Annotated in this window: 2 pseudogenes; both read right to left on the bottom strand. The window is 68.7% G+C overall.

Annotated features, from left to right (window positions below):
* A pseudogene (locus tag OO69_RS51815) lies at positions 1 to 131 on the bottom strand (IclR family transcriptional regulator); the annotation flags it as partial.
* A 121-nt stretch (positions 132 to 252) separates the two neighbouring features.
* Positions 253 to 450 (bottom strand): annotated as a pseudogene (purU, locus tag OO69_RS48235) (formyltetrahydrofolate deformylase); the annotation flags it as partial.

Here is a 450-nt window from a genome sequence, read left to right as displayed (position 1 = left end):
GCTGCCACCTCGCTGACGCCCGCCTCCCCGCGCTGGGCGAGGATCTCCAGGACGCTGACGGCGCGGTCGACGGACTGCACCCCGTTCACCGCGGGAGCCGCTGTTTCGCTATCTGCGGTGTAGTTGCTCATAGCGCAACTATACGCATGGGGCTGTACGGGTTCCATGGACCTTGGCGCATCCCGCAGGGGCCGTGGAAGACGGCGGGAATGGCCGGATCCGGCCGCCCGCATGGTTGCACGGCCCACCTCGTCAACGGAAGACCACTGTGCAGTTCCCGTTCACCAGCACCCGGCTCTCGCTGTGCCACTCCACGGCGCGGGCGAGCACCTGGGCCTCGACGTCACGGCCGATGGTGACCAGCTCGTCGGGGTCGCGCGAGTGGTCCACGCGGACGACGTCCTGCTCGATGATCGGGCCTTCGTCGAGGTCGGGCGTGACGTAGTGAGC

Source organism: Streptomyces sp. NRRL F-525, from assembly GCF_000716605.1.
Lineage (GTDB): Bacteria > Actinomycetota > Actinomycetes > Streptomycetales > Streptomycetaceae > Streptomyces.
This window is presented reverse-complemented; position numbering and strand designations above follow the sequence as displayed.